A 19,185-nucleotide genomic window follows, 5' to 3' on the forward strand; every position below is an offset into this window, starting at 1 on the left:
GTGGGGTCTGCCCGAGCCCCCAGGACCGCCGGAGGCCGAGCGGTGGGGGCTGTCCCCCGGGACCCCGGCAGACGAGCAGTGGGCCCTCACCCGGGACCCCGGCGGGCAGGAAGTGGGGCCTCCCCGGGGCCCACCAGTACCGAGGGGACGGATCGCACGCCCGGAGGACGGGCCGCTCCCCCGGGATCCGCCGGTGGCACCGCCGCCCGGGCCGCCGGGCCCCGGAGGAGGGGTGCCGGGGCTCGCGAGCCCGGCACGATCCACACGACACGGGCCGGGGGGCCATCGGCCACCGATGACCGCACGGCCCGGGGGCGCCACCCGGGTCGCCGGGCCCGGCAGGAGCGCCGGGCGGGCGGGACCCCGACGACACGGCGCCGGGGCGCCCCGCGCGGCCGTCGGAGGAGGCATCGCGCCACGGACGCAGCCGGTGGGACCGGCCCGCCCCTACACTGGCCTCCCCGCGCACCGTCACCCGTGGGACTCATCTCCGGCGCTCCCGCCGGGGCAGGGAGCGAACCGTGTTCTACCACCTGCTCAAGTACGTCTTCCTCGGTCCGCTGCTGCGGCTGCTGTTCCGGCCCCGGATCGAGGGTCTGGAGCACATCCCGGAGCACGGAGCGGCCATCATCGCCGGAAACCATCTGTCGTTCTCGGACCATTTCCTGCTGCCCGCGATCCTCAAGCGCCGGATCACCTTCCTGGCGAAGGCGGAGTACTTCACGGGCCCGGGGGTGAAGGGCCGGCTGACCGCCGCGTTCTTCCGCAGCGCGGGGCAGATCCCGGTGGACCGCTCGGGGAAGGACGCGGGGCAGGCGGCGATCCGGGAAGGGCTCGGCGTACTGGGCCGGGGCGAGCTGCTGGGCATCTACCCCGAGGGCACCCGCTCCCACGACGGACGGCTCTACAAGGGCAAGGTCGGGGTGGCGGTGATGGCCCTGCGGGCGGGGGTTCCGGTCATTCCCTGCGCCATGGTGGGCACGTTCGAGATCCAGCCGCCGGGGCAGGTGCTGCCGAAGATCCGGCGGGTGACCGTGCGGCTGGGCACGCCGCTGGAGTTCTCCCGTTTCGCCGGTCTGGAGGACGAGCGGGCGGTGGTCCGCGCCGTCACCGACGAGATCATGACGGCGATCCTGAAGCTGTCCGGGCAGGAGTACGTGGACCGGTACGCGGCGGAGGTCAAGGCGGAGGAGGAACAGGCCCGCAAGGAGCAGGCGCGCAAGGAGCGGGGCGGCCGGAACCGGGGCGGGGCGGGCACGACGGCCCCCTGACACCGCCGGTCCGGCGCGCAGGGGTGGACGGCGGTCGTGGACAGCGGGGAGGGGCGGCCGTACGGACGGCCGCCCCTCCCGTGTGCTGTCGCCCGGTTACGGCTTCGGCAGCGCGTGCGGGTCGCAGATCACATTGCGGCTGTCCAGCTCACCGCGGAGCAGATACGCGTCCACGCGCTGGTTGACACAGGCGTTGGCGATCCCGGTGACGCCGTGCGAACCGGCGTTCTTCTCCAGGATGAGCCGCGAGCCCTTGAGCCGCTTCTGGAGTTCGTGGGCACCGCCGACGGGGGTCGCGGCGTCCCGCTCGGCCTGGACGATGAGCACGCCCGGCAGATCCTTGCCGGACCGGACGTCGACCGGGGTGTGCTGCTTGGTCGGCCAGGTGGCGCAGGGCAGGTTCATCCAGGCGTTGGACCAGGTCAGGAAGGGGTAGTCGCGGTGGAGCCGGGTGTTGTCCCGGTCCCACTTGCGCCAGCTCGTGGGCCACTTGGCGTCGGCGCACTCGACGGCGCTGTAGACGGCGTTGCTGTTCTCGGAACGGATGTTGCCCGCGATGTCGGTGAGGTCGGGGGCGGCCGCGTCGATCAGCGGCTGGGTGTCACCCTTGAGGTACTTGCTCCAGGTGCGGGCGGCCGGCGCCCAGGAGGAGTCGTAGTACGGGGCGCTCTGGAAGAAGCCGGTCAGCTCGGCCGGGCCGACGACACCGCCGAGCGGGGCCTTCTTCGCCTCGGCGCGCAGCTTGACCCACTGGGCCTCGACCTTCGCGGGGGTGTCACCGATGCCGTAGGTGGCGTGGTGGTCGGCGACCCACTGCTTCCAGTCGTTCCAGCGCATCTCGAAGGCGACGTTCTGGTCGAGGTTGGCCTCGTACCAGATCTTCTCGCGCGAGGGGTTCACGACGCTGTCGACGACCATCCGGCGGACCGTGCCGGGGAAGAGGGTCGCGTACACGGCGCCGAGGTAGGTGCCGTAGGACACACCCAGGAAGTTGAGCTTCCGCTCGCCGAGCGCGGCGCGGATCACGTCCATGTCGCGGGCGGTGTTGGGCGTGGTCATGTGCGGCAGCATCCAGCCGCTGCGCTCGCCGCAGCCCTCCGCGTACTCACGGGCCAGCTTGCGCTGCGCGCGCTTGTCGGCCTCGCTGTCGGGGACGGGGTCGGCCTTGGGGCCCTTGACGAACTCCTGCGGGTCGACGCAGGAGATCGGGGTGGAGCGGCCGACGCCGCGCGGGTCGAAGCCCACGAAGTCGTACGCCTTGGCGGTGTTCGCCCAGATCGGGTTCTTGTTGGTGACCCGGGTGGGGAAGCGCAGACCGGAGCCGCCGGGGCCGCCGGGGTTGTAGAGCAGCGCGCCCTGGCGCTCCTCCTTGGTGCCGGTGTGGCCGATCCGGTCGACGGTGAGCGTGATCTGCCGGCCGTGGGGGCGGGCGTAGTCGAGCGGCACGGTGACCGTGCCGCACTGGATGGGGGCCGGCAGACCCCAGTCGGCGGGACAGGCGGCCCAGTCGATGCCCTTCGCCGCCGCGCGTTCGGCGGCGATCCGGGCGCCGCGCGCCTCGGACCAGCCGCTGTGGCGGGTCTCCGCGGTGGCGGCCGGGGCCGCGATCGTGCCCGCGAGGAGCGTGCCCGCTATCAGAGCGCCTGCCGAGCCCAGCGCAGCTGTGCGTCTCACCTGAAACTCCCTCTTCCGTGGTCGGCTTGCGGGACGATCCTCACCGCTGAGCGGGCGTCAGCAACAGGCCGTACGGACGTTTCTTTACCGAACCAATAACCGGTACTGGTTGTCCCGCTGAGCGGCGCATGGGGCGCGGGGCCGCCGCCAGGGTCGAACGTCCCTTCCTGGCGCGGGTGTTCGGCCGGGGCGCGACGGCGGGCCGGAGGGAGCACGGCCCAGCCCCCCGTCGGCGGGGTGGCGGGGTGGCGGGATGACGGGGCGCGGTCAGCCGCGGGTGCCGGGGCCGGGGCCGGGGCGGCGGTGTTCGGCGGTGAGCCCGAAGCGCCCCCGCCCGGCGGCGTCCCCGGTCGGGCCGCCCAGCGTGGAGACGGAGCTGATCACCTGCTCGCCGGCGGCCTCCCGGCCCCCTTCACGCCGGTCCAGCTCCTCCAGGCGGGCGAGGTCGGCGGCGGACACCAGGGCGGCGAGCGGCTTGCCGTGCCGGGTGACCACCACCCGTTCCCCGCCGTAGACGACGCGGTTGATCAGCTCGGCCAGTTCGGCACGGGCCTGGGTCACGGGAATCTCATACGCCATACCGCCATCATAACGCCCTGTACGTCCTGTACATTTTTTACAGAAGCACGTCCGGGCCCCCGGGGCCGGGACACCGCTGCCCACGAGGAGGTCCCGCCATGACCCGTCCCGGCACCGCCCGACCCCGCCCGCCGGCCGCGCACCGGCCGCCGCCGGAGTTCACCGAGCGGACCCCGTACGGCACCCGGACGTTCGACCCCCGGTCCAGGCTGATGGACGAGCGGATCGTCCTGCTGGGCACCGCCGTGGACGACGCCGCCGCCGGCGATGTGATCGCGCAGCTGCTCTGCCTGGAGTACACGGACCCGGATCGGGCCGTCGCCCTGTACGTCAACTCACCCGGCGGCTCGACCGCCGCCGTGCTGGCCGTCCACGACACCCTCCGGGCGATCCACTGCCCGGTGGAGACGGCCTGCATCGGACAGGCGGGAGGCGCCACCGCGCTGCTGATCGCCGCCGGCACCCGGGGGCGGCGGCTGGCCCTGCCCGGGGCGCGGATCGCCCTGCGGGAACCGGCCCTGGAGGAGCCGGCCGAGGGCAGCCCGGGCGACCTCGCGATCCACGCGGCCGAGTTGCTGCGGCAGCGCGCCCAGCTCTCCGCGCTGCTCGCCCTCCACACCGGCCAGGAGGAGCGGCGGATCGCGGCCGACCTGGAACGGACGCTCTTTCTGACGGCCGCCGAGGCCCGGGAGTACGGGGTCGTCGACGAGGTCGTCGGCCGCCGTGGCGCCGGCCAGGCACAGTAGACGGGGGACGAAATGCCATACTCCGGACACTCGTCGTCCGAGCCGCCCGGGCCGTTCGGGCCGTTCGGGCCACCCCTGCCGGCGCTGACGCGGGCGGAGGGCGCGTTCGTCGACGCGTACCTCGATGCCGTGGACCAGCTGGGGCGGCTCAACCCGGCGCGCGCCACGCAGACGTACGGCGCGCTGCGGGCGGCTCAGGCGCTGGTCGCCCACGCGGGCGCGCTGCGGGACGCGCTGACGCTGATGCACCACCGGGGCGAACACGAGGTGCACGCCGCGACCCTCGCGCGGGCGCTCAGGGCGCTCGACGGGGAGCGCAGAGCGCGGCGCGTCTCCCTACCACCCCCACAAGCTTCCTGACCATCCGTCCGCAGGGGTCCGACCGCCATTCGAGTACCAGTCGTGGTAGTCCGAATGATGTACGTGTTCCCAGGGGTGGGACTACGGTCGAGTTGCGCGAATGTCGACCGAGCATCCGGAATATAATATTCCGCCGCTGGTACGGGCATGGTTCCCTGTCGAGATCGGGAACGCCCGGAGCCGCTGTCCACCTGAACAGACCAATGGTGGCAAACCTCACATATAGCCGTTTCCGCTCGGAATTTGATCGGGTTGTGGGTCAAGATCCCTGGGACGACAAGCCCCCGTCACCTCGGCGGGGCGGTCCGGGCGGACGCCGAGTCCTGCCGCCGCTGCGGACTTTGGTCGACAGGAGTGCTTCGGCAGGAGTGGAGGACCCGAGCAGTACGGGACAGACGGACGGAACCTCGTCCGGATGTTCCTCGGGGTGAAGCCGTTCAGCGGCCGGGAAACTTCGTCCACCCGAACCCGACAGGTCATCCTTCACAGGCGGCTGACGAAGGGTTGCGCATGAGTGCGCAGAAAAACGTCCCGTTCCTGATGAGCCGGGCGGGGGCCGTGTCGGCCCTCACCATCGCGGCGGTCGGTGGCTCGCTCCTGGTGCCGGGAGGCACCTCGGAGGCGCACGCCGCGACCGGGCACGCGACCAAGGCACTGAAGGTGGCGGCCTCGAAGAAGGGCGCACCGTACCGGTACGGCGCCGTCGGCCCCAAGCGCTTCGACTGCTCCGGGCTGACGCTCTACTCGTACAAGAAGGCGGGCAAGAAGCTCCCGCGCACCGCACAGCAGCAGTACAACAAGACGCGCAAGATCTCCGCGTCCAAGCGCAAGGCGGGGGACCTCGTCTTCTTCCACTCCCGGGGGTACGTCTATCACGTGGGGATCTACGCGGGTAAGGGGAAGCTCTGGCACTCGCCCAAGAGGGGGTCATGGGTGAAGCTGGACAAGATCTGGACCAAGAACGTGCGCTACGGCCGGGTCTGAGACCCGCGCGGCGCGCATGGCCGAAACCCGTCGCGCGTGGGCCCGCAGCGCACGTCCGCGGCGCGTGAAGCCGTAGCGCAGAACCACAGCCGGAGCCCCCGGCCGGACACCTCGAAGGAGGTCCGGCCGGGGGCTTCCGGCGTTCCGGCGGTCACGACAGGCCGCATAGAGGGCATAGAGGGAGTCAGAGGGCCGGGGCGGGTACGGAGGGCTCCCGCGCGGCCGCCGGGGCGGTGGCGGCCACCGTGGACAGCGCCCACGCGATCTGCCGGTCGGTCAGGTCCGCACGGGCCGTCAGCCGCAGCCGGGAGACGCCGTCCGGGACGGACGGGGGCCTGAAGCAGCCCACGGCGAGCCCGGCGGCGCGGCAGCGCGCGGCCCACTCCACGGCCTCCGTCGCCGAGGGCGCCCGTACCGACACCACGGCGGCGTCGGGGCGGCGGGCGGTGAAGCCCTGCTCCGTCAGGCCCCGGTGCAGGGCCAGGGCGTTGCCCCGGACGCGGGCCGCGAGGTCCGGGGTCCGGCGCAGCAGCCGCAGGGAGGCGAGCGCGGCCCCGGCGGCCGCCGGGGCGAGTCCGGTGTCGAAGATGAAGGTCCTGGCGGTGTTCACCAGGTGGTCGACGACCTTCGCGGGGCCGAGCACCGCGCCTCCCTGGCTCCCCAGGGACTTGGACAGCGTCACCGTCGCGACCACGTCCGGCGCCCCGGCGAGACCGGCCGCGCGGAGGGCGCCCCGGCCGCCGTCGCCGAGGACTCCGAGCCCGTGGGCGTCGTCCACCAGCAGGGCCGCGCCGCTCCGCGCCCGGCAGATTCCGGCCAGGGCGGCGAGTGGGGCCGCGTCGCCGTCCACCGAGAAGACGGCGTCGGTGACCACCAGGGCGGGTCCGCCGGGGTGGTCACCGAGCGCGGAGCGCACGGCGGCCGGGTCGGCGTGGGGGACGATCGCGGTCCGGGCGCGGGCGAGCCGGCAGCCGTCCACGATCGAGGCGTGGTTGGCCGCGTCGGAGACGATCAGGGAGCCCCCGGTGCCGAGCGCGGTGACGGCGGCGAGATTGGCCGCGTATCCGGACGACAGGACGAGGGCGGCCTCGAAGCCGCAGAAGGCGGCGAGTTCGGCCTCCAGTTCGGCGTGGAGCCCGGTGCTGCCGGTGACCAGCCGGGAGCCGGTCGAGCCCGCGCCCCAGCGGTGGGCCGCGTCCGCCGCCGCCCCGGTGACGTCGGGGTGCCGGGCGAAGCCGAGGTAGTCGTTCCCCGCGAGGTCCAGCGGTCCGGGGCCGGCGGGGCGCGGACGGACCGCACGGACCAGCCCGTTCCGCTCCCGGCGGCCGGCCTCGTGGTCGATCCACTCGAAGGGGTCCTGGTTCATGGTCGTCGGATCCTCTTCCGGGTCGGGCGCGGGGCGGGCCGTACGTCTCCGTACCGCAGGCGGAGTCACTCCTTCCGCACCGGGTGTGCGGACCCCTCCGGCACGGCGGTTTTGTCCATGGTCCACAGACCCTAACCGGGTCGGGCCCATGGGGGGATGTGTCCATGCGCACACCTCACCGGGGTGTCTGTTGTGGAGTTCCGCCTTTCCCCGGACACGTTCCGTGCGTCAGGATCGGCGCCATGGACCTGCTGAACACGCTGGTGGAGAAGGGGTTGCGGCGCGAGCTGCCGACCCGCGACGAGGCCCTCGCCGTCCTGGCGACCTCCGATGACGACTTGCTCGACGTGGTCGCCGCTGCGGGCAGAGTGCGCCGCCAGTGGTTCGGACGGCGGGTGAAACTCAACTATCTCGTCAATCTCAAGTCCGGGCTCTGCCCCGAGGACTGCAACTACTGCTCCCAGCGGCTCGGGTCCAAGGCGGAGATCCTCAAGTACACCTGGCTGAAGCCGGAGGAGGCGTCGAAGGCGGCGGCCGCCGGGGTGGCGGGCGGCGCCAAGCGGGTCTGCCTGGTCGCCAGCGGGCGCGGTCCGACCGACCGCGATGTCGACCGGGTCTCGCGGACCATCGAGGCCATCAAGGAGGAGAACGAGGACGTCGAGGTCTGCGCCTGCCTCGGGCTGCTCTCCGCCGGGCAGGCCGACCGGCTGCGGGAGGCCGGCGCCGACGCGTACAACCACAACCTCAACACCTCCGAGGCCACCTACGGCGCCATCACCACCACCCACACCTACGCGGACCGGGTGGACACCGTGCGGCAGGCGCAGTCGGCGGGCCTCTCGGCCTGTTCGGGCCTGATCGCGGGGATGGGCGAGAGCGACGAGGACCTGGTCGACGTGGTCTTCTCGCTGCGCGAACTGGACCCGGACTCGGTGCCGGTGAACTTCCTGATCCCGTTCGAGGGCACCCCGCTGGCCAAGGAGTGGAATCTGACGCCGCAGCGCTGTCTGCGGATCCTCGCGATGACCCGGTTCGTCTGCCCGGACGTCGAGGTCCGCCTCGCGGGCGGGCGCGAGGTGCATCTGCGCACGCTCCAGCCGCTGGCGCTGCACCTGGTGAACTCCATCTTCCTCGGGGACTACCTGACCAGCGAGGGCCAGGCGGGCAAGGCCGACCTGGACATGATCGCGGACGCGGGCTTCGAGGTGGAGGGCGCCGGGGAGACCACGCTGCCGGAGCACCGGGCGGCGGGCGGCTGCGGCTCGGTCTGCGGCTCCGGGGGCGGGGGCGGGAACGAGAGCGGGAACGAAAGCGGAAGCGAAAGCGGGAGCGGCTCGGGCGGCGGCTGCGGTACGGCGGGGAAGAGCGGCGTCCCGGAGGTCACCGAACCGGCGACCGCTCCGACCGGCGCTCCGACCGGTGGCCCGACCGGTGGCCCGACCGGTGGCCCGACCGGCGGCCCTACCAGCGGCCCGCGCACCGATCTGGTGACCGTGCGCCGCCGTGGCGCGGGCACGGAGCTGGCGCCCAATGCCTGAGACGGCACCGCTGTCGCCCGCCGACCTGCTCGCCCTGGACCGGGCCCACGTCTGGCACCCGTACGGGCCCATGCCGGGCCGGGAGGACCCGCTCGTGGTGGAGTCCGCGTCCGGGGTACGGCTGCGGCTGGCCGGACCGGTCCACGGCCACAGCGAGCTGATCGACGGCATGTCGTCGTGGTGGTCGGCGATCCACGGCTACAACCACCCCGTCCTCAACGAGGCGGCCCACGGCCAGCTGGCGCGGATGAGCCATGTGATGTTCGGCGGGCTGACCCATGAGCCCGCCGTCCGGCTGGCGGCCACGCTGGTGGAGATCACCCCCGAGCCGCTGCGGCACGTCTTCCTCTCCGACTCCGGCTCGGTCTCGGTCGAGGTCGCGGTGAAGATGTGCCTCCAGTACTGGCGTTCCGCCGGCCGGCCGGCCAAGCGGCGGCTGCTGACCTGGCGCGGCGGCTACCACGGGGACACCTGGCAGCCGATGGCGGTCTGCGACCCGGACGGCGGGATGCACCGGCTCTGGCAGGGGGTGCTCCCCGAGCAGGTCTTCGCGGACGCGCCGCCGTCGGAGTACGACGAGGGGTACGCGCAGCGCCTGCGGGATCTGATCGCGCGCCACGCCGACGAGCTGGCGGCGGTGATCGTGGAGCCCGTGGTGCAGGGCGCGGGCGGGATGCGGTTCCACTCCCCCGCGTATCTGCGGGTGCTGCGGGATGCCTGCGACGCCCATGACGTACTGCTGGTGTTCGACGAGATCGCGACCGGCTTCGGGCGGACGGGCACCCTCTTCGCGGCGGACGCGGCCGCTGTCGCGCCCGATGTGATGTGTCTGGGCAAGGCGCTGACCGGCGGATATCTCAGCATGGCGGCGACGCTGTGCACGAGCGCGGTGGCCGAGGGCATCTCCCGGGGCGAGGTCCCGGTGCTGGCGCACGGGCCCACGTTCATGGCGAACCCGCTGGCGGCGGCGGTCGCGAACGCCTCGATCGGGCTGCTGCTGGGCCAGGACTGGGCGGGCGGGGTCAAACGGCTGGAGGCCGGGCTGCGCGAGGGGCTGGCGGGCGCCGGGGAGCTGCCGGGGGTGCGGGACGTACGCGTCCTCGGCGGGATCGGCGTGATCCAGCTCGACCGGCCGGTGGACATGGCGGCGGCGACCCGGGCGGCGGTCGGTGCGGGGGTGTGGCTGCGGCCGTTCCGGGACCTGATCTACACGATGCCGCCCTATGTGACGGACGACGAGGATCTGGCGCGGGTGTGCGCGGCGATGCGGGCGGCCGCGGTCGCGGTCGCGGCCTGAGCGGTGCCGGTCGGGTGACCGGCACCGGGTGAGTCACCCCTGTCGGGTGGTTCGAGCGATCGAGCGACCGCTCGATATCGACTGGAACGAGTGAGAGGCAGTACGGGAACGTGTCCGTCATCGTGGTCTCGGGAACCGGGACCGAGATCGGGAAGACCGTCGTCACGGCGGGGCTCGTCGCCCTGGCCGCCGGGCGGCGGGTCGCCGTGGTGAAACCCGCGCAGACGGGGGTCGCCGCCGGGGAGCCGGGGGACCTGGCCGAGGTGCGGCGGCTCGGCGGCCCGGCGCACGGCCTCGAACTGGTCCGCTATCCGGAGCCGCTGGCGCCTGCGACGGCGGCCCGGCGGGCGGGCGTGGTCGGACTGGACGCGGAGCGGATCGCGGACCGGGTCGCCGCGCTGGCCGGGGCGCACGACCTGGTCCTGGTCGAGGGCGCCGGCGGGCTGCTGGTGCGCTTCGACGAGCGGGGCGCGACCCTCGCGGACGCGGCCCGGCTGCTGGCGGCCCCGGTGCTGGTGGTGGCGGCCGCCGGGCTCGGCACCCTGAACGCGGTGGCACTGACCGGGGAGGCCCTGCGGGCCCGGGGGCTCGACCAGCTCGGCGTCGTGGTCGGCAGCTGGCCCACCGCTCCCGGCCTCGCCGAACGGTGCAATCTGCGGGACCTCCCGGAGGCGGCCGGGGCGCCGCTGCTCGGGGTGGTGCCGGAGGGCGCGGGCGGGCTGGCCCCGGCGGAGTTCCGGTCGCGGGCCGCCGGATGGTTCGCTCCGGAGCTGGGCGGGTACTGGGACGCGGCGTCCTTCGCCGCCGCCCTGGACGTCGACAGGGGCGTGCTGGGTGACAACAGCGGTGCAGTGGGTACGGAGGCTCTCGCGGCCGCGCTCCACTGACCGCGCCGGGGCGGCGCTCCACCGGCGCCCGCTATCGACGCCCAACGCCGACATCCGCCGCCGACATCCGCCACCGACGGCCTACGGCGATACCCGGCGCCGCGTCCGGCGGGCGTCGGGATCCCTGCGCGATCTACGCTGGACGGATGCGCGCACAGGTCAGCGAGATCGTTTTCGACTGTCACGACCCGGCCCGGCTGGCCCGCTTCTGGGCGGCGCTGCTCGGCGGCGACCCGGTGGACCGCGACCCGTCGTGGTCGTACGTGGACCCGCCGGACGGGGCGCGGATCGCCTTCCAGCGGGTGCCGGAGGGGAAGTCCGCCAAGAACCGGATCCATCTGGACCTGACCACCGGGGCCACCGGGGCCACCGGGGCCACCGGGGCCACCGGGGCCACCGGGCGGACCGCGGGCGCGGACGACGGGGACGGGGACGGCGACGGCGACGGGCTCGAAGGGGCGGCGGACGCGGCGGTGGCGCTCGGAGCGACCCGGTCCGGTCCGGTGGTCGCCGACCCCCAGGGCCGGTTCCAGGTGCTGCTGGACCCGGAGGAGAACGAGTTCTGCTTCGTCTCCGGCGGATGATTCCCGCGCGCCGTCCCGCCCCCACCGGAAAATCTGCTGGTGGGATCCGTTCGGCCCATGCTTGGCTCGGTTCATGAACGATCTACGGATACGTACCGCGGAGACCCACGAGGCCGAAGCCGTCCTCGCCTTCTGGGCGCTGGCCGCCGAGGGCACGAGCATCACGGACGATGTCGACGGGGTCACCCGGCTGATCCAGCGCGACCCCGGGGCCCTCATCCTCGCCGAGTCCGGCGGGCAGCTGGTGGGCTCGGTCATCGCCGGCTGGGACGGCTGGCGCTGCTCCCTCTACCGGCTCGCCGTCCTGCCGTCGCACCGCCGCCGGGGCATCTCCACCGCCCTGCTGGCGGCGGCGGAGGAGCGGTTCACCGCCGTGGGCGGCCGGCGCGGGGACGCCATGGTGCTGGAGGTCAATGAGCTGGCCCAGCGGGTCTGGGAGGCCGCCGGCTACCGGCGCGAGGAGCGCTGGCGGCGCTGGGTGAAGCCGTACGCGGAGCCCGCCGCCGGCCACTGACGGACCCCGGCCCGCACGGATCGGCACCCGTCGGCACCGGCCCGCCCTGGACCCTCCCGGCGCACCCCGGGCGGGGTCCAGGGCGGGCCCGATAGTCTGGTACGACCCTTCCCCTACGAGGTCTTTACCGGTCCTTTACGATGGGGAAGATCGCCCGAACCCCAACGAAAGGTGTGAGCGTCCGTCCATGGACGAGCCTCCCAGTAGCCGACATCGAGCCCTCCCCGTTCCCCCCTGCGCGCGTGGGACGGAGGTGACCCGATGACCGAAGTGCTCCTCCTGATCGTGGCACTGCTGCTCGCCCTCGCCTGTGGCGTCTTCGTCGCGGCCGAGTTCTCCCTCACCACCATCGAGCGCAGTGACCTCGAAGGCGCCGTCGAGCGCGGTGAGCGCGGAGCGGCGAGCGCCCTCAAGGCGGTCCGCGGGCTCACCTTCCAGCTCTCCGGCGCCCAGCTCGGCATCACCGTGACCAATTTGGTCGTCGGCATGCTCTCCGAGCCCTCGATCGCCAAGCTGATCCGCGGCCCGATGGAGGACCTGGGGCTCTCCCCCTCGGCCGCCTCCTCGGTGGCCCTGGTCCTCGGCACCGCGCTCTCCACCGTCGTCCTGATGGTCGTCGGCGAGCTGGTCCCCAAGAACTGGGCCATCTCCTCCCCGCTGGCCGTCGCGAAGGTCGTGGCGACGCCGCAGCGGCTTTTCACCGCCGCTTTCAAGCCACTGATCAGCCATCTCAACAACACCGCCAACCGGATCCTGCGGCGGCTCGGCATGGAGCCGACCGAGGAGCTGGCCTCCGCCCGCAGCCCCAAGGAGCTGGTGGCGCTCGCCCGGCACTCGGCCAAGGAGGGCGCGCTGGAGGCGGACACCGCCGAGTTGTTCGTCCGTACCCTGAGCCTCGCCGAGCTGACCGCCGAGAACGTGATGACCCCCCGGGTGCAGGTCACCGCCCTGGACGTCCAGGCCACGGCCGAGGACGTCGCCAACGCGACCCGCGCCACCGGTCTCTCCCGCTTCCCCGTCTACCGGGGAAATCTGGACACCGTCGTCGGCGTCGCCCACATCAAGGACGTCCTCGCGGTCCCCGCCGAGCGGCGGCCGCGCACCCGCGTCTCCGAGCTGCTGCGCGAACCGCTGCTGGTGCCGGAGTCGCTGACCGTGGACCGGCTGATGGACCGGCTCGGCGGCCGCTCCACGATGGCCGTGGTCATCGACGAGTACGGCGGCACGGCCGGCGTCGTCACGATGGAGGACATCGTGGAGGAGGTCGTCGGCGAGGTGCGCGACGAGCACGACCCGCACGAGACCCCCGACCTCGCCCCGGCGGGCGAGGACGCGGACGGCCGCCCGCTCTGGTCGGCGGACGGCGCCGCCCGGACCGACCAGCTGGAGCAGGTGGGGCTGAAGGTGCCCGAGGGACCGTACGAGACCCTGGCCGGGCTGGTCGCCACCGAGCTGGGCCGGATCCCGGCCGAGGGCGACCACATCGACCTGGAGGGCTGGCGGCTCGACGTGGTCGACGCCTCCGGACGGCGGGCCGCGCGGGTGCTGATGCACGCCCCCGCCGCCGCGCCCGCCGACGACACCGACCCGGGCGGGGAGGCCGGACGATGACCGCGATCCAACTTCTCATCGGTCTGCTGACCCTGGTGGTCAACGCCTTCTTCGTGGGCGCCGAATTCGCGATGATCTCGGTACGCCGCAGCCAGATCGAGCCAGAGGCGGAGGCCGGAAACCGACGGGCCCGCAGTGTGCTGTGGGGTCTGGAACATGTATCGGCGCTGCTGGCGACGGCCCAGCTCGGGATCACCCTGTGCACCCTGGTGCTCGGTATCGTCGCCGAGCCCGCCATCGCCCATCTGCTGGAGCCGGTGTTCCACTCGCTGGGTGTGCCCGAGGGCGCCATCCACCCGATCTCCTTCGTGATCGCGCTGTCCCTGGCGACCTATCTGCACATGCTGCTGGGCGAGATGGTGCCGAAGAACATCGCGCTGGCCGAGCCGACGCGGACCGCGCTGGTCCTCGGCCCGCCGCTGGTGACGGTCGCCCGCGCGCTGCGCCCGGTGATCTTCACGATCAACGCCTTCGCCAACACGCTGCTGAGGCTGCTGCGGGTGGAGACGAAGGACGAGGTCGCCGCGACCTTCTCGGACGACGAGCTGGCCCGGATGGTGGCCGACGCGGGTGACGCGGGGCTGCTGGACGACCGCGCGGCGGAGCGGCTGCGCGACGCGCTGGAGCTGGGCCGACGCCCGGTGCGCGATGTCGTGGTGCCGGTCGAGCGGGTGGTGTACGCGCAGGTGGGCACCACGCCGGAGCAGCTGGAGCAGCTGTCCGCGGAGTCCGGGTTCTCCCGGTTCCCCGTGCGGGACGCCGCGCGCGGCATCGTCGGGTACCTGCATGTGAAGGACGCGCTCGACGCGACTCCGCGCGATGTGCCCTTCCCCGTGTCGGCGCTGCGGCCGATCGCCCGGGTACGGGCCGTGACGCCCCTGGACGACGTCCTCACCGCGATGCGCCGCAGCCGGACCCATCTGGCGGCGGTCGTCGACGAGGAGGGCGCCCCGGTGGGCCTGGTCTCCATGGAGGACGTGCTGCGGGAGCTGGTCGGCCGGACCGACTGACCCGCGCCCCCGCCGGCGGCCCGCGCCCCTCCCCGACGTACGACTGACGTACCACCGTCGTACGGCCGGGAGGGGGAGCGGGCCGTCGCGCGTCCGGGCGGCCCGGGTCCCCGGTCGCCGCCGTGCCGGTCCGGGCGGTCCGGGTGGTCCGGGCGGTCCGGGTGGTCCCGGAGAGGCACGTACCGCGCGGTACGATCGGCTCGCCATGCAGATGAATGCCGACTACACCAGTTTTGTCGCGGTGGGCGATTCCTTCACCGAGGGCATGTCCGACCGGCTGCCGGACGGCTCGTACCGGGGCTGGGCGGACCTCCTCGCCGCCCGGCTGGCCGCCCGTACCCCCGGATTCCGGTACGCGAACCTCGCCGTCCGGGGCAAGCTCATCGGCCAGATCACCGACGAGCAGGCGGAGCCGGCGGCGGCCATGCGGGCCGACCTGGTGACCCTGGTGGGCGGGCTCAACGACACTCTGCGGCCCCGCTGCGACATGGACCGGGTGCGCGGTCGGCTGACGCGGGCGGTGGAGCTGCTGGCCCCGTCCTGCCGCACGCTGGTGCTGATGCGCAGCCCGGGGCGGAACGGTCCGGTGATGGACCGGTTCCGCCCCCGGATGGAGGAGCTGTTCGCCCATGTGGACGCGTTGGCCGCCCGGCACGGCGCGCTGGTCGTGGATCTGTACGGCTCCGGGGTGCTCGGCGACCCCCGGCTGTGGGACGTGGACCGGCTGCATCTGACCCCCGAGGGGCACCGGCGGGTCGCGGAGGCCGTCTGGCAGACACTCGGCTTCCCGGCCCAGGAGGACTGGACGGCCGCTCTGCCGCCGGCGGCGGTGCCCGGCTGGGCCACGCGCCGCGCCGGTGACCTGTGGTTCGCCCGGCGGCATCTGGGCCCCTGGGTCGGACGCCGCCTCACGGGCCGCTCCTCGGGGGACGGCCTGGTGCCCAAGCGGCCCGAGCTGCTGCCGTACGACGCGGTGCCGCTCCCGCCCCCGTCCGCGTCCCCGCCCCCGTCCGCGTCCCCGTCCTCGTCCCCGTTCCCGTCCTCGTCCCCGGCGCACCGGCCGGGTGATCTGCGGGAGGGGCCGGGCGGCCTGGTTTAGCGGGGCCGGGCCCGCCGTCCGGACGCCTCCGGGACCCACGGCGGCGGCCGGTGGGCTCTCGTAGCAAAGCACCAAGGGGACCGGGGCGCTGGCCTGCACGAACCGCCAGTAGAATCTGGCCATGTGACTGCTGTGACGGCGAAGCCCCGTATCCCCAATGTCCTGGCCGGCCGCTATGCCTCGGTGGAGCTGGCCGCGCTGTGGTCCCCCGAGCAGAAGGTACGGCTGGAGCGGCAGCTCTGGCTGGCCGTCCTCCGTGCCCAGAAGGATCTCGGCATCGAGGTGCCGGACACGGCGATCGCCGACTACGAGCGGGTGCTCGACCAGGTGGACCTGGCGTCGATCGCCGAGCGGGAGAAGGTCACGCGCCACGATGTGAAGGCGCGGATCGAGGAGTTCAACGCACTCGCCGGCCATGAGCAGATCCACAAGGGCATGACCTCCCGGGATCTCACCGAGAACGTCGAGCAGCTCCAGATCCGGCTGTCGCTGGAGCTGGTGCGGGACCGCACGGTCGCGGTGCTGGCCCGGCTGGGCCGGCTCTCCGCCGAGTACGCGGAGCTGGTGGTCGCGGGACGTTCGCACAATGTCGCCGCGCAGGCCACGACGCTGGGCAAGCGGTTCGCGACGGCGGCGGACGAGCTGCTGGTGGCGTACGGCCGGCTGGAGGAGCTGCTGGCCCGCTACCCGCTGCGCGGGATCAAGGGCCCGGTGGGCACCGCGCAGGACATGCTGGACCTGCTGGGCGGGGACGCCGCGAACCTCGCCGAGCTGGAGCGCCGGGTCGCCGGGCACCTGGGCTTCGCGCGGGCCTTCACCTCGGTGGGCCAGGTCTACCCCCGCTCGCTCGACTACGACGTGGTCTCCGCGCTGGTGCAGCTGGCCGCCGCGCCCTCCTCGGTGGCCAAGACGGTCCGGCTGATGGCCGGGCACGAGCTGGTCACCGAGGGCTTCAAGCCGGGCCAGGTCGGCTCGTCGGCGATGCCCCACAAGATGAACACCCGCTCCTGTGAGCGCGTGAACGGCCTGATGGTCATCCTGCGCGGCTACGCCTCGATGACGGGCGAGCTGGCGGGCGACCAGTGGAACGAGGGCGACGTCTCCTGCTCGGTGGTGCGCCGGGTCGCGCTGCCGGACGCGTTCTTCGCCCTCGATGGGCTCCTGGAGACCTTCCTGACGGTGCTGGACGAGTTCGGCGCCTTCCCCGCCGTGATCGCCCGTGAGCTGGACCGCTATCTGCCGTTCCTGGCCACCACCAAGGTCCTGATGGGCGCCGTACGGGCCGGGGTGGGCCGCGAGGAGGCCCATGAGGCGATCAAGGAGAACGCGGTGGCCTCGGCGCTCGCGATGCGCGAGCAGGGCACGGAGCGCAACGAGCTGCTGGACCGGCTCGCCGCGGACGAGCGCATTCCGCTGGACCGGGCGGCGCTGGACGCGCTGATGGCGGACAAGCTGTCGTTCACGGGCGCCGCCGCCGACCAGGTCGCGGCCGTGGTCGCGCGGATCGAGGGGATCGTGGCGGAACACCCGAAGGCCGCGGAGTACGCCCCCGGGGCGATCCTCTGAGACCCGAGGAGCTGGAGGCCGCCCGCGGCCGCCTCGTCGACGACGTGGTCGCGGACGGACTCGCCGTGCTCTTCTGCGGTATCAACCCCGGGCTGATGTCGGCGGCCACAGGACATCATTTCGCCAGGCCGGGCAACCGTTTCTGGCCAGTGCTGCACCGCTCGGGGTTCACGCCCCGGCAGCTGCTGCCGGCGGAGGAGCGGGAGCTGCTGCGGTACGGGCTCGGCATCACCAATGTGGTCGCGCGGGCCACCGCGCGCGCCGACGAGCTGGCCGCCGAGGAGTTCCGGACGGGCGGGCGGCTGCTGCGGGCGAAGGTCGAACGGCTGCGGCCCCGGTGGCTTGCGGTCGTCGGGATCACCGCGTACCGGACGGCGTTCGGGGAGCCGAAGGCGCGGATCGGGCCGCAGGAGCGGACCATCGGCGGGACGAGGATCTGGGTGCTGCCCAATCCGAGCGGACTGAACGCCCACTGGAGCGCCGAGGCGATGGCCGGGGAGTTCGGGCGGCTGCGGGCGGAGGCGTTCGCGCCGGACGCCGGGCCCGGACCCGTACCCCGATCCCCTTCGCGTTCCGATTCTCCTTCCGGTTCGCGTTCCGATTCCCGTCCTGGTCCTGCTTTCGGTTCCGGTTCCGGTTCGGTCGGGGACCCAGTTGGCACACAGTCCCCACAGGCACCACAGGCCCCTGAATCCCCGGCGTCCCCATAGCGGTGACGGGCCGGACGACGCCTCAGAAGAGAAGGCGCCACCCGCCCGGGGAGCGGCAAACGGCAAGCGGTGCCCGTTGCATCCCTTGCATCGATTCGTGCACGTCGGACGGGCGACCGAGTACGATCCGGCAGACACACACGCCCGAACTGCGCGAGTGAGGGCTGGAAGGACACATGGTGGGGCGGCTGACCGGCGGGGATCCGTCTCTGCTGCGGCGGATCAACTCCGCGGTGGTACTCCATGCGCTGCGGGACGCCGGTTCCCCGACGCTCACGGATCTGACCCGGCTGACGGGGCTGTCACGCCCCACGGTGGAAGGCGTGATCGAAGGGCTGATCGAGGCGGAACTCGTCAGCGAGTCGGAGCCCGAGGAGGGCGGGACACGGCGCCAGGGCCGGCCCGCGCGGCGCTTCCGGTTCCGCGTCGAGGCGGGTCATCTGCTGGGCGTGGAGATCGGCCCGCACCGGGTCGCGGCGCTGGTCTCGGGGCTGGACGGGCGGATCATCGGCGCGGGGTCCCGGGAGGTCTCGGAGGCGGCGTCGGCCGACGAGCGGCTGGAACGGGTCCGCCAGGTGATCGCGGACGTGCTGCGCCGGGCCGGGGTGGCCCGGACCAATCTGCGCGCGGTCGGCGTCGGGACGCCGGGCATCGTGGAGGCCGACGGAACGATACGCCTGGGCACGGCGCTGCCGGGCTGGACCGGTCTCGCGCTGGGGCAGCGGCTCCAGCGCTCGTTCCGCTGCCCGGTGCTGGTGGAGAACGACGCCAACGCGGCGGCGGTGGCGGAGCACTGGAAGGGCTCGGCGAAGGACTCGGACGACGTCGTCTTCGTCCTGGCGGGGCTGAGCCCGGGCGCCGGTTCGCTGATCGGCGGACGGCTGCACCGGGGCTTCGGCGGCGCCGCCGGGGAGATCGGGGCGCTGCATCTGCTGGGGCGCGAGGTGACCCCGGAGACGCTGCTGTCGACCACGGACGAGCCGCTGCACCCGCTGGACGAGCCCGCGGTGGCGCAGGTGTTCACCCTGGCCAAGCAGGGCGACCCCCGGGCGCGGGCGGCGGTGGAGCGGTTCATCCAGCGGCTGGTGCACGACGTGGCGGCGCTGGTGCTGGCGCTCGACCCGGAGCTGGTGGTGATCGGCGGCTGGGCGGCGGGGCTCGACGGGGTGCTGGATCCCCTCCGGGAGGAGCTGGCGCGTTACTGTCTGCGGCCGCCGAGGGTGACGCTGTCGCTGCTGCGGGAGGCGGCGGTGGCGACGGGCGCGCTGCGGCTGGCGCTCGACCATGTCGAGGAGGAGCTGTTCGCGGTGGAGGGCAGGGCGGCCACCAGCCGCTGAGAACGCGCCACGGGGCCCGTGCACGGCACGCGGCCCCCACGGCGTCCCGGGA

17 protein-coding genes, 1 pseudogene and 1 riboswitch are annotated in these 19,185 nt (G+C 73.5%); of the genes and pseudogenes, 15 read left to right on the plus strand and 3 right to left on the minus strand.

Going from position 1 to position 19,185, the window contains the following annotated elements; genetic code table 11:
• Positions 1-521 precede the first annotated feature (521 nt).
• Positions 522-1,271, plus strand: coding sequence for a lysophospholipid acyltransferase family protein (locus SYYSPA8_RS15320; protein WP_323447705.1), 750 nt, complete (start codon positions 522-524; stop codon positions 1,269-1,271).
• A 96-nt stretch (positions 1,272-1,367) separates the two neighbouring features.
• On the opposite strand, the gene SYYSPA8_RS15325 is transcribed toward SYYSPA8_RS15320, so the two are convergent.
• Positions 1,368-2,945 (minus strand): alpha/beta hydrolase, encoded by a 1,578-nt coding sequence (locus tag SYYSPA8_RS15325; RefSeq protein ID WP_323447706.1) that lies wholly within the window; start codon positions 2,943-2,945, stop codon positions 1,368-1,370.
• Between the two features lie 267 nt (positions 2,946-3,212).
• Positions 3,213-3,524, minus strand: a complete 312-nt coding sequence (locus SYYSPA8_RS15330) for a type II toxin-antitoxin system Phd/YefM family antitoxin (RefSeq protein WP_323447707.1) — start codon at positions 3,522-3,524, stop codon at positions 3,213-3,215.
• A gap of 98 nt (positions 3,525-3,622) precedes the next feature.
• On the opposite strand from SYYSPA8_RS15330, the gene SYYSPA8_RS15335 reads away from it, so the two are divergent.
• The 3 genes from SYYSPA8_RS15335 (at position 3,623) to SYYSPA8_RS15345 (ending at position 5,614) form a co-directional block, all read left to right on the plus strand.
• Positions 3,623-4,270, plus strand: coding sequence for an ATP-dependent Clp protease proteolytic subunit (locus SYYSPA8_RS15335; RefSeq protein WP_323447708.1), 648 nt, complete (start codon positions 3,623-3,625; stop codon positions 4,268-4,270).
• Between the two features lie 12 nt (positions 4,271-4,282).
• Positions 4,283-4,630, plus strand: coding sequence for a hypothetical protein (locus SYYSPA8_RS15340; RefSeq protein ID WP_323447709.1), 348 nt, complete (start codon positions 4,283-4,285; stop codon positions 4,628-4,630).
• 345 nt (positions 4,631-4,975) lie between these two features.
• Positions 4,976-5,137: riboswitch (cyclic di-AMP (ydaO/yuaA leader) on the plus strand.
• 3 nt (positions 5,138-5,140) lie between these two features.
• Positions 5,141-5,614, plus strand: coding sequence for a C40 family peptidase (locus tag SYYSPA8_RS15345; protein ID WP_323447710.1), 474 nt, complete (start codon positions 5,141-5,143; stop codon positions 5,612-5,614).
• 184 nt (positions 5,615-5,798) lie between these two features.
• On the opposite strand, the gene SYYSPA8_RS15350 is transcribed toward SYYSPA8_RS15345, so the two are convergent.
• On the minus strand, positions 5,799-6,980 hold the full coding sequence (locus tag SYYSPA8_RS15350) for an 8-amino-7-oxononanoate synthase (RefSeq protein ID WP_323447711.1): 1,182 nt from the start codon (positions 6,978-6,980) through the stop codon (positions 5,799-5,801).
• Between the two features lie 242 nt (positions 6,981-7,222).
• Between SYYSPA8_RS15350 and bioB the strand changes: the two genes are divergently transcribed.
• The 11 genes and pseudogenes from bioB (at position 7,223) to SYYSPA8_RS15405 (ending at position 19,133) form a co-directional block, all read left to right on the plus strand.
• Complete coding sequence (gene bioB / locus SYYSPA8_RS15355) at positions 7,223-8,518, plus strand: biotin synthase BioB (RefSeq protein WP_323447712.1); 1,296 nt, start codon at positions 7,223-7,225, stop codon at positions 8,516-8,518.
• Complete coding sequence (locus SYYSPA8_RS15360; RefSeq protein WP_323447713.1) at positions 8,511-9,815, plus strand: adenosylmethionine--8-amino-7-oxononanoate transaminase; 1,305 nt, start codon at positions 8,511-8,513, stop codon at positions 9,813-9,815. The genes bioB and SYYSPA8_RS15360 overlap by 8 nt, the downstream gene beginning before the upstream one ends.
• A gap of 110 nt (positions 9,816-9,925) precedes the next feature.
• A complete protein-coding gene (gene bioD, locus SYYSPA8_RS15365; protein ID WP_323447714.1) occupies positions 9,926-10,702 on the plus strand; it encodes a dethiobiotin synthase in 777 nt (258 codons plus the stop codon).
• A gap of 146 nt (positions 10,703-10,848) precedes the next feature.
• Positions 10,849-11,286: a VOC family protein gene (locus tag SYYSPA8_RS15370; RefSeq protein ID WP_323447715.1), complete on the plus strand. Its 438-nt coding sequence runs from the start codon at positions 10,849-10,851 to the stop codon at positions 11,284-11,286.
• Between the two features lie 73 nt (positions 11,287-11,359).
• Positions 11,360-11,800: a GNAT family N-acetyltransferase gene (locus SYYSPA8_RS15375; protein WP_323447716.1), complete on the plus strand. Its 441-nt coding sequence runs from the start codon at positions 11,360-11,362 to the stop codon at positions 11,798-11,800.
• Positions 11,801-12,061: 261 nt separating this feature from the next.
• Positions 12,062-13,411: a hemolysin family protein gene (locus tag SYYSPA8_RS15380; protein ID WP_323447717.1), complete on the plus strand. Its 1,350-nt coding sequence runs from the start codon at positions 12,062-12,064 to the stop codon at positions 13,409-13,411.
• Positions 13,408-14,421, plus strand: a complete 1,014-nt coding sequence (locus tag SYYSPA8_RS15385; protein WP_323447718.1) for a hemolysin family protein — start codon at positions 13,408-13,410, stop codon at positions 14,419-14,421. Before SYYSPA8_RS15380 ends, SYYSPA8_RS15385 begins: the two co-directional genes overlap by 4 nt.
• Before the next feature lie 205 nt (positions 14,422-14,626).
• On the plus strand, positions 14,627-15,520 hold the full coding sequence (locus tag SYYSPA8_RS15390) for an SGNH/GDSL hydrolase family protein (protein WP_323447719.1): 894 nt from the start codon (positions 14,627-14,629) through the stop codon (positions 15,518-15,520).
• A gap of 123 nt (positions 15,521-15,643) precedes the next feature.
• Positions 15,644-17,086: an adenylosuccinate lyase gene (purB, locus tag SYYSPA8_RS15395; protein WP_323447720.1), complete on the plus strand. Its 1,443-nt coding sequence runs from the start codon at positions 15,644-15,646 to the stop codon at positions 17,084-17,086.
• Positions 17,083-17,622: pseudogene (mug, locus tag SYYSPA8_RS15400) on the plus strand (G/U mismatch-specific DNA glycosylase); the annotation flags it as partial. The gene purB and the pseudogene mug, both read left to right, overlap by 4 nt.
• A 353-nt stretch (positions 17,623-17,975) precedes the next feature.
• On the plus strand, positions 17,976-19,133 hold the full coding sequence (locus tag SYYSPA8_RS15405; protein ID WP_323447813.1) for an ROK family transcriptional regulator: 1,158 nt from the start codon (positions 17,976-17,978) through the stop codon (positions 19,131-19,133).
• Positions 19,134-19,185: the final 52 nt, after the last annotated feature.

It is taken from the genome of Streptomyces yaizuensis (assembly GCF_034961445.1).
Lineage (GTDB): Bacteria > Actinomycetota > Actinomycetes > Streptomycetales > Streptomycetaceae > Streptomyces > Streptomyces yaizuensis.